Origin of the sequence: Streptococcus sp. E24BD (assembly GCF_041807825.1) — a bacterium.
Classification (GTDB): Bacteria; Bacillota; Bacilli; order Lactobacillales; family Streptococcaceae; genus Streptococcus; species Streptococcus entericus.
In genome coordinates this window covers 1-8,608 of record NZ_JBGTZB010000050.1, presented here as the reverse complement: position 1 = coordinate 8,608, position 8,608 = coordinate 1, and the positions used below count along the sequence as shown (strand labels likewise).

The 8,608-nt window shown below is 43.4% G+C and carries 12 protein-coding genes and 1 pseudogene; all 13 read left to right on the top strand.

Features of this window, described 5'->3' with window-relative positions; genetic code table 11:
- Positions 1-832: 832 nt before the first annotated feature.
- The gene (gene rnpA, locus ACERC5_RS09350; protein ID WP_373657928.1) at positions 833-1,177 is read left to right on the top strand and encodes a ribonuclease P protein component; all 345 of its coding nucleotides are present in this window, start codon (positions 833-835) and stop codon (positions 1,175-1,177) included.
- 23 nt (positions 1,178-1,200) lie between these two features.
- On the top strand, positions 1,201-1,995 hold the full coding sequence (locus ACERC5_RS09345; protein ID WP_373657934.1) for a YidC/Oxa1 family membrane protein insertase: 795 nt from the start codon (positions 1,201-1,203) through the stop codon (positions 1,993-1,995).
- A gap of 56 nt (positions 1,996-2,051) precedes the next feature.
- Entirely contained in the window at positions 2,052-2,870 is an 819-nt protein-coding gene (jag, locus tag ACERC5_RS09340) for an RNA-binding cell elongation regulator Jag/EloR (protein ID WP_373657927.1), read from the top strand.
- A gap of 206 nt (positions 2,871-3,076) precedes the next feature.
- Positions 3,077-3,979 (top strand): hypothetical protein, encoded by a 903-nt coding sequence (locus tag ACERC5_RS09335; RefSeq protein ID WP_373657925.1) that lies wholly within the window; start codon positions 3,077-3,079, stop codon positions 3,977-3,979.
- Positions 3,980-4,117: 138 nt separating this feature from the next.
- Positions 4,118-4,456 (top strand): DUF2500 domain-containing protein, encoded by a 339-nt coding sequence (locus tag ACERC5_RS09330; RefSeq protein ID WP_373657924.1) that lies wholly within the window; start codon positions 4,118-4,120, stop codon positions 4,454-4,456.
- 101 nt (positions 4,457-4,557) lie between these two features.
- Positions 4,558-4,650 (top strand): annotated as a pseudogene (locus ACERC5_RS09325) (7,8-dihydro-8-oxoguanine triphosphatase); the annotation flags it as partial.
- Between the two features lie 168 nt (positions 4,651-4,818).
- On the top strand, positions 4,819-4,998 hold the full coding sequence (locus ACERC5_RS09320; protein ID WP_373660626.1) for a hypothetical protein: 180 nt from the start codon (positions 4,819-4,821) through the stop codon (positions 4,996-4,998).
- Complete coding sequence (locus ACERC5_RS09315) at positions 4,985-5,770, top strand: replication initiator protein A (RefSeq protein WP_373660625.1); 786 nt, start codon at positions 4,985-4,987, stop codon at positions 5,768-5,770. The genes ACERC5_RS09320 and ACERC5_RS09315 overlap by 14 nt, the downstream gene beginning before the upstream one ends.
- Before the next feature lie 151 nt (positions 5,771-5,921).
- Positions 5,922-7,271, top strand: a complete 1,350-nt coding sequence (gene dcm, locus ACERC5_RS09310) for a DNA (cytosine-5-)-methyltransferase (RefSeq protein WP_373660624.1) — start codon at positions 5,922-5,924, stop codon at positions 7,269-7,271.
- Positions 7,255-7,704, top strand: a complete 450-nt coding sequence (locus ACERC5_RS09305; RefSeq protein WP_373660623.1) for a hypothetical protein — start codon at positions 7,255-7,257, stop codon at positions 7,702-7,704. Before dcm ends, ACERC5_RS09305 begins: the two co-directional genes overlap by 17 nt.
- 50 nt (positions 7,705-7,754) lie before the next feature.
- A complete protein-coding gene (locus ACERC5_RS09300; RefSeq protein WP_373660622.1) occupies positions 7,755-8,132 on the top strand; it encodes a hypothetical protein in 378 nt (125 codons plus the stop codon).
- An 8-nt stretch (positions 8,133-8,140) separates the two neighbouring features.
- Positions 8,141-8,374 carry a hypothetical protein gene (locus tag ACERC5_RS09295; RefSeq protein ID WP_043026288.1) on the top strand — a complete coding sequence of 78 codons (234 nt, stop codon included), beginning with the start codon at positions 8,141-8,143 and terminating at the stop codon, positions 8,372-8,374.
- The coding region (locus ACERC5_RS09290; RefSeq protein ID WP_373660621.1) for a hypothetical protein at positions 8,352-8,608 on the top strand (257 nt) is incomplete at its 3' end. The genes ACERC5_RS09295 and ACERC5_RS09290, both read left to right, overlap by 23 nt.

Below are 8,608 nucleotides of genomic sequence, written 5' to 3'. Positions count from 1 at the left end.
AAGTTGGGACCACGTCAGCCCTTTATTTCTTAGCTCATAGAGATTTAATTTATCTTCGTAGCTCAATTTCATAAAAAAGCACCCCATTCGTTAGATTATCTGTCTAACTTTTGGGGTGCGGTTCATTGCACTGCTGGGGCTTTTCCGTTGCTCATGGTCTAGGAAACATCATCCTTTCGCGGAATCAATATAACACATTTACGGAGCAGGTGCAAGGAAGTGCGTTTTTTGAGAAGTTCTGACTTTTAAAAATAAGTCTATTTATTTTTGTTTTTAATGACAAAGTAGACCCAAGCGAATGAACAGAGGTTAAAAAAGGCAAATGAAAAAACTGTGAGGATGATAGCTTTTGTGTCTAAATAACCCATTTCGAGACCTCTTTTTAAAAACAACAAGGTTGCAGTTTCGATGATAGTCAAAAGTAAAAAAAAAATTTCTGCCTTAAACATAGTGTTACCGCTTTCTTTTTATTTGGTTTTATTGTATAATAAAAATTGAAAAAAATCAAAAATATAAAGGATTTTGATGACTTCTGTTGCTACTCTATTCTTTCAGATTTTGGTCGAAGTGACCTCACTCATTTCTTGAGTAATGGTTAAGCAGACTTGTCTCTGTCTTCGTTCAGGTCTTGATAGATGGTTTTATAATATCCCTTAAAAGGGCATCCTCCTCTCTTTCTGATACTGTTTCTGAGAGCAGATAAAGATGTCCTTTTCTTGCGTGTCATTTTACAGATGAGAGACCGATAATTTTCCTCTGTTCAATTCAATTTAGGCTGTTTATTTCTTAAAATTATGTTATAATAGCACTAAAGATTAGATTGAGGAATACTATGAAAAAATCTTATCGAGTGAAGCGTGACAGGGATTTTCAGCTTGTATTCAAAGAAGGTCAGAGCTATGCCAATCGCCAGTTTGTGGTCTACAGTTTAAATAGACAATTAGCTCACTTGAGATTAGGGTTATCCGTCAGCAAAAAGCTTGGAAATGCTGTTCGTCGCAATCGAGTGAAACGCCAACTGCGCCATCTCATCATGGAATTTGAGCCTGATTTGAAAACCTATGACATGGTGATTATCGCTCGCAAGGGTGTCGAAGACTTGACCTATGTGCAGATGAAGCAACACCTCTCTCATGTTTTAACCAAAGCAAAGCTTTATAAGGAGACGATCGCTTGAAAAAAGGGAAATTAACCATTTTAATGCTATTCAGCCTGCTGTTCTTGGTCGGCTGTCAATCAAGTAGCCAAGTCGCAGATATTACTAGTTCATCAACCTCTCTATGGGAAAAGTTTGTCTTTTTCTTTGCTCAAATGATTAAAAGTCTATCATTTGGAGGTCTGACTGGCTTAGGTATCATCCTGTTTACAATTGTTATTCGGATTGTTCTGCTACCACTTTACAATATGCAGATTAAATCGAGCCAGAAAATGCAAGCACTTCAACCTCAATTGCGTGCTTTGCAAGCCAAGTATCCTGGTAAGGATATGGACAGCAGGGTGCAGTTGTCGGAGGAAACACAAGTTCTCTATAAGGAACAAGGGATCAACCCTTGGGCAAGTTTTCTGCCACTATTTTTGCAGTTGCCTATTCTAATGGCGCTCTTCCAAGCCCTTACTCGCGTTGAGTTTTTACGAGAGGGACATTTTCTTTGGTTAGAAATTGCCAAGCCAGACCCATACTTTATTTTGCCAATTTTAGCAGCTGGGTTTACGTTCTTATCAACTTGGCTGACCAGCAAAGCGAACCCAAACAAGGATACGATGACGACGGTAATGACCTATATCGCCCCTGGATTGATTTTACTTTTCGCTGTGCAGGTTGCTAGCGGTGTGGCCCTTTACTGGACAGTCTCTAATGCCTTTCAAGTGGTCCAGCTCTTACTATTTAACAATCCCTTTAAGGTCATTGCAGAGCGTGAAGCAGCTGAACGTGCGGTTAAAGAAAAAGAAGCAAAAATCAGACGAGCTAAGAAAAAAATGGCGAAACGTCGCTAACCTTAGTCGAGTATAAAAATGAAATAGAGAAAAGCAGTTGTATCAAGGAGGAAACAATGGCAGTATTTACAGGGGTCAACGTTGAAGAAGCGGTTGAAAAAGGTCTGACCAGTTTAGGCTTAACACGTTCACAGGCGAATATTGTTATTTTGGCCAAGGAATCAAAAGGATTTTTAGGATTATTTGGTAAGAAACCAGCTCAAGTCGAGATTTCTCCACTGGTTGAAAACCGTGAGCAAGAAGAATTGGCTTCAGAGCCTGTCCGAGTTGAGGAACCAACTAGTCAAGTTGTTGCAGACGAGCAAGTGTCCTTATCAGAGCAGACAGAGAAAACTGCACCAAAGCAGGAAGATAAGGACTTTGAGGCTTTTATTGCTCAGGAATTTGATGGGATTGAAGAGGCTGTCGAAAGCCCCAAAATGATTGAACAGGCTCAAGAAGATGTTTTGTCTTATGTTCAACAGATTATTTATGATATGGATTTAGAAGCTGATATTAGCATTAAAAGAAGTCGGCGCCAGCTCATTTTGCAGATTGATACTCCTGAGCCAGGTCGTATTATCGGCTATCATGGCAAGGTTTTGAAATCTTTACAGCTTTTAGCTCAGAACTACTTGCATGATCGCTATTCTCGCCATTTCAATGTGATGCTTAATGTTCACGATTATCTAGAACATCGTACAGAAACTCTGGTCGATATGGCTCATCGCTCTGCGCGCCGAGTGCTAGATAATGGACGTCCGCATCGTTTGGAACCGATGAGCAACAACGAGCGTAAAATTATCCATAAAACGATTTCTCAAATTTCTGGTGTTGAGAGTTATTCAGAAGGTGAAGATCCAGAACGTTATGTTGTCATCCTATCTAGAGATTAGTCATGCTTACGCACTTGTACTCGCGAGTACAGGTGCGTTATTTTTTATCATGTCGGGATGCGTGAGCAACTTCATTTTTTAGAAGTCAATATGATTTGACACTCAGCAAGTCTTTTTGCATGTCACTCCCCTGTCTTTTACTGCAAATATCTATACAAAACTAATCGAATATGATATAATGAAAGCGATTAACAAGGAGGGAAAAGATGATTTTTTTGACCAACGACCGCTTGCGGGTAGAGATTTCAGAACCTGGGGAGCGACCAAACGATACCCATCGTTTTGATCGTGCAGGCTATATTTCAAATGTTGTTTTGGATGGAGATACTCATTTTGGGGCTAATGAGCCCATGAACCTCAGGCATCCATCGTCAGGTGGACGAGGACTATGTTGTGAGTTTAGTGCTGATTTTAGTCAAGGCACTGAGATTGGTGAGTATTTCCCCAAATTGGGTGTTGGCTTGATTAAACAAGATTCTAATCAGGGCTACCGTTTTGACTACACTTATCCTGAGGTGACGCCTTATCCTGTTAGCTTTACTCATACAGCTACCTCTGCGGAGTTTGTCACAGAAGCTCTGCCATGCCGTGACATCGCCGCGACAATCCGTAAAACCATCACGATTGAGGACAACAGGCTGATTTTGGAGGGGGAAATCACAAATGTTGGCGAGCGTGTGATGGAGACCGAGGAGTACTGCCATAATTTTCTCAGCATTGATGGTATGGCGATTTCACCTGACTACCGCCTGGAATTGCCCGACATGCCAGATCTTGGAACGGAGCGCCTAGAGGGCTGGGGTGGTTATGATCACAATAATTTTATCGCGGATGGTCGTGCTATTCGCTTTGACAAGTGCGAGACTGATGTGTCGCTTAGTGTCTTGTCAACTGAAGGAATCGCTGAGCAGGACACTTTTACGTGGAAGTTGCTGCATCAGGGAGCTAAGGCGAGTGTGACAGGGATTGACAGTGTCAAACCGACCAGTCTTCTGCTCTGGGCGACCGACCACATCGTCAGTCCAGAAATCATTCAGACGATTCGCATTGCTCCAGGTGAAAGTCACCAGTGGAAACGTTGTTGGATTTTTGAAGCCCAAGAGCGCTAATAACTTCAATCGCGCGAAACAATATCATGCTGGATAGCGGTAGAATAGGTTTAGCACCGCTTGTCTTCGATTTTTCGAGATTGACTGAAGATGATCATGGAGGAGGCGCCTTGTAAAGTTGCTTTTTAGGAGGTTGTGATGACAGACTTTATCTTTTACTACTTTCATCTCGTTCCCTTTTCTATATTTGCTATCATACTAGCTATTTTTGGTTTTCAGCTGATTCGCTTTTTGTTCCAATGGCAAAGCGATAACCAAGTAGAGCGCTTGACGAGAGGAGCTCGCCTAGTGACCAAGCGTCAGCAGGTTAGGGGGACCAACAATGCTTACACCTACTACTATGTCACCTTTGAATTTGCTGATAAGACCCGTCAGGAATTTCGGGTCAAAAGCACCGATTACGGTCAGCTCGCAGAAGGTGATGAGGGGGAGTTAACCTATCAAGGCACACGGTTTGTAGCGTTCAAGAGAATATAATGGTACTGCTGACCAGAGTAATCTGGTCAGTTTTATGGTATCATAAGTATGGGATAAAAGGATAAAGGAAACGATTATGCCAAGAAGTCATTTTAACCAATATGTGTTTGATAGAGGATGCTGCAGGGCGCTTTGTTATGCAATTTCGCTCACCAGAACGCTATGCTTGGTCTGGCGCCGCCCTACCTGGTGGGGATTGTGTCATAATAATGACAGGTGCTTAAAACGCTGTTAAATCAAGGATTTGAGCGTTCTACAATCTGTCATTAAGGAGGATTTCATCACAGTTTATAAAATATTATTGCTTAGGCAAGAACAATTTAGAGTGTTCTTGCCTTTTTTATTTTACAAGGAGGAAAATCGTGGAAATTGTAGAATCAACTCGCCTTGGTGTCGTTGGCTACCTTATGCTTACGATGGGAGTAACACTACCAAAAGCGACAGAAATACTGAAAGAATTAGAAACAAGTGGCCTGGTTAACGTCAAAGCAGGGGGGCAACTAGAAATCAAATTGTTGGAGGACAATCATGAAACGCATTAGTGCAAACCAATATCAGACATCCGAGAGGTATTACAAACTTCCAAAGCTCTTGTTTGAGAGTGACCGATACAAGGATATGAAGCTGGAGGTCAAAGTCGCTTATGCCGTCTTAAAAGACCGTTTGGAACTGTCCCTAAGTTCAGGTTGGATTGATGAAGACGGTTCAATCTATCTCATCTATTCCAACTCTAGTTTAATGGAGCTTCTTGGGTGTTCTAAGTCCAAACTCCTGTCCATCAAAAAATCCTTGAGAGACTTTGGACTTATTGAAGAAGTCCAACAGTCATCAAGTGAAAAAGGTCGGCTCGCAAACAAGATTTACCTTGGTGAGTTAGAACATGAACCTACCCCTGTCTTAAATTCAGACGGGGGTGGTGTTCAAAAAACACGGGGTCAGTCTCAAAAACAAACGGGGCCGGTCTTAAATTCAGCCCCTAGTGAGACTGAAGATAATGAGACTGAACATAGTGAGACTAAAGAGAGTGACTGTCTTTCAGAGGATGAGGAGGAAAAAGGGTTCACTCGCAAAGTGGATAAGCCAACCACCTATGACAAGGATTATATTTACCAATTGGTCTATGACCAGCTGATTCGTGAGAAGTTTTCTAAGACTAGTGCAGAATTTGTCATGAGGCATTTTGAGACTAGGTATCAGTATGCTTTGGAGAACATGAGGTTTGCCAGAACGGCAGAGACCATAGCTGAGTATGTCTTTAATGGCATTCTGGCAGAGTGGAATAAGGAACGCCGACAAGAACAGGAAAGGAGGTGAGAACCATGTGGTGGAAAATTTTGCTAGGCATGTGGATACTATCCCTTATTGTACTAGCGATTGAGTTTAAGAACGCTCCAGAAATGGACGACCATATCTAACCAAGGCTTTACGAGGAGTAGGGTCTTTTATTTTTTTGAAAGGACAAGAGATGAACTTTTTTGATTGTTTTGCAGGGATTGGAGGCTTTCGCTTAGGCATGGAGAGCCAAGATCATACCTGCATTGGTTTTTGCGAAATAGATAAATTCGCTAGACGGTCTTATCAGGCCATTTTTGAGACAGAAGGAGAATTAGAATACCATGACATTACAGCTATCACCGATGACCAACTCAGGCAACTCCGGGGACAAGTGGATGTCCTCTGTGGGGGCTTTCCTTGCCAAGCCTTTTCTCTCGCAGGCAGACGATTGGGATTTGAGAACACTAGAGGGACTCTCTTCTTTGAGCTTGCTCGATGTGCCAAGGAAATCCAACCACCTTATCTATTTTTTGAGAACGTCAAGGGGTTACTCAGTCACGACCAGGGACGGACGTTCGCCACAATCCTCACCACACTGGATGAACTGGGGTATCATGTCGAATGGCAGGTGCTTAACAGTAAAGATTTTGGCCTTCCCCAAAACAGGGAGCGGGTCTTTCTTATCGGACATTCTCGAAAGAGAGGTTTCCGACCAGTATTTCCTCTCCGAGGACAAGGTAGCCCAACTCATCTTGAACGACTAGGCAATGTTAATCCATCAGGTCGGGGCATGAGTGGAGAGGTCTATCTATCAACGGGACTGTCGCCAACTTTAACCGTAAACAAGGGTGAGGGGGCCAAGATTGCCATACCCGTTCTATCACCTGACAGACTTAATAAGCGGCAGAATGGTAGACGATTCAAGGATAATCAAGACCCCATGTTTACCCTAACGGCTCAAGACAGGCATGGGGTACTAGTGGCTGGAAATTTGCCGACTAGCTTTGATCAAGCAGGACGAGTTTATCATACAGAAGGACTTTCCCCGACCCTCACCACCATGCAGGGTGGGGATAAGATTCCAAAAGTCTTGTTACGTCACGAAGCACCACACTTAAAAATCCGTGAGGCGACTAAGCAAGGCTATGCTAAGGCGACAGTTGGCGATTCGGTCAACCTGTCCTATCCCAAGTCCAATTCTAAACGTGGACGGGTAGGCAAACAAATCGCCAATACCCTAACGACCAGCTCCCAACAAGGTGTCGTTGTCGCAGCTTTGGAATGCCGCAAGGATAAGTGGTTTGAGGTGACAGGATTTTTGGTGGGAGATAAACTCTATCGCCTGAGAATCCGAAAACTCACACCTAGAGAATGCTTTCGCCTACAAGGCTTTCCAGATTGGGCATTCGACCGAGCAGAGGCGGTTTCAAGCAAGAGCCAACTCTACAAACAGGCTGGAAACAGTGTGTCTGTACCCGTTATCGCTGCTATCGCAGGAGAATTAAAGAAACTGGAGGAGAACCATGAAACTACTACATAAAGAATCCATCAGAACCTGTTCAGAGTTGGATGAGGCTATTCATCAAGCAGAGGTGGAGCGACTGACAGAAAGGCTCCTTACCTTGCCCAACTATGATTGCGAAATGATTGTGACCTTTGAGGATGACTACCACAAGGAGATGAACCTCCCCCTTTTTTACGAATCCAATCTCCATCGAGTGTTTGAATTTTTGGAGGAGAGGGACATCAAAAACGGAGTGGACAGCTTCTTGACAGAGGGTGGGGATTTGGCTTTTAGAGCCTATGGGCAGAATTACACCCATCAAGGCAAGGACGGTATCCTGACGAGCCTAGTAACAGTGAGATGTTTTAGTGAGGGCAGGGTTCCTGTCAATATGACCAGAATCCTTGGTGATTTTGTCATGGAAGACCTGACTAAGGTCAAGGAGGGTGTGATATGCGACTCTATCTAAGTAAACNATTTTGTCATGGAAGACCTGACTAAGGTCAAGGAGGGTGTGATATGCGACTCTATCTAAGTAAACACCAAGACCGACACCAGTCTTTGATTGAGACCCTAGATGCTTATGGCATTGCATATGAGCTGGTGGACTTTGAGCAACTGAAGAAAGAAGACCTACTGGAATGGATGCGGCTATCTCCAGACTGCTTTGACTTTCTGACCCCAACCTGTTTGATATACAAACGCAGGGATAACCTCCCTTTTTCTCAATTTCTTGACATCATCTGGGACAATCGGGCAAGAAGTCTTCGTTTACCGCTGGTCGTCGATAAGGGGCATGTCTATCCTGATGTAACCCTAGAAGACTTGCGATCCTTTCTTCCTCGTGAACTGAAAGCGAAGGAGCGGCGAGCTCTTAAAACCTTCTTAAGCGTGTAGGAGGGGCTATGGCGGAATTATTTTGGGAAAACCTTGCCCTTCTCTTGGCAGAAAAAGAGATGAGCTGGGCTGAGTTGACACGGCAGATGTTTGCGGGGAGTTATCAGTACCCCAGCGAGTTCAATCGGCTCTATCAGAAAATCAGGCACTACAAGTCCACCTGCCAAATGCCCCAGACCAAGTGGGTGGAAAAAATGGTGCTGGTCTTGGAGGTGGACTATGAAGACCTATTTAGACGCTAGAATTTGGAACATTTTTGGTCTCTATCTCTACCAGTATGGAAATGCGGCTATCGTATCGTCTTTCCAAGCAGGAAAGCTATCTCTAGCAGTCACAATTCTGTGCCAGCTCCTATACCTAACAAGTGTAATTTTGCTGGTCAGAAAGTCGCCTAGTCAAGTTTCACACAAGACAAGACTAGCTTGGGTCTTGGAGTGTTTGAGCCTAATGGTGGTCTTGTCCACTCTTATTGGTTT

Coding starts and splice junctions, on each gene's coding strand:
- ACERC5_RS09300 (WP_373660622.1), top strand. CDS start 7,755: ATGCGACTCTATCTAAGTAAACACCAAGACCGACACCAGTCTTTGATT.
- ACERC5_RS09345 (WP_373657934.1), top strand. CDS start 1,201: ATGCTATTCAGCCTGCTGTTCTTGGTCGGCTGTCAATCAAGTAGCCAA.
- ACERC5_RS09305 (WP_373660623.1), top strand. CDS start 7,255: ATGAAACTACTACATAAAGAATCCATCAGAACCTGTTCAGAGTTGGAT.
- ACERC5_RS09330 (WP_373657924.1), top strand. CDS start 4,118: ATGACAGACTTTATCTTTTACTACTTTCATCTCGTTCCCTTTTCTATA.
- rnpA (WP_373657928.1), top strand. CDS start 833: ATGAAAAAATCTTATCGAGTGAAGCGTGACAGGGATTTTCAGCTTGTA.
- jag (WP_373657927.1), top strand. CDS start 2,052: ATGGCAGTATTTACAGGGGTCAACGTTGAAGAAGCGGTTGAAAAAGGT.
- ACERC5_RS09315 (WP_373660625.1), top strand. CDS start 4,985: ATGAAACGCATTAGTGCAAACCAATATCAGACATCCGAGAGGTATTAC.
- ACERC5_RS09295 (WP_043026288.1), top strand. CDS start 8,141: ATGGCGGAATTATTTTGGGAAAACCTTGCCCTTCTCTTGGCAGAAAAA.
- ACERC5_RS09335 (WP_373657925.1), top strand. CDS start 3,077: ATGATTTTTTTGACCAACGACCGCTTGCGGGTAGAGATTTCAGAACCT.
- dcm (WP_373660624.1), top strand. CDS start 5,922: ATGAACTTTTTTGATTGTTTTGCAGGGATTGGAGGCTTTCGCTTAGGC.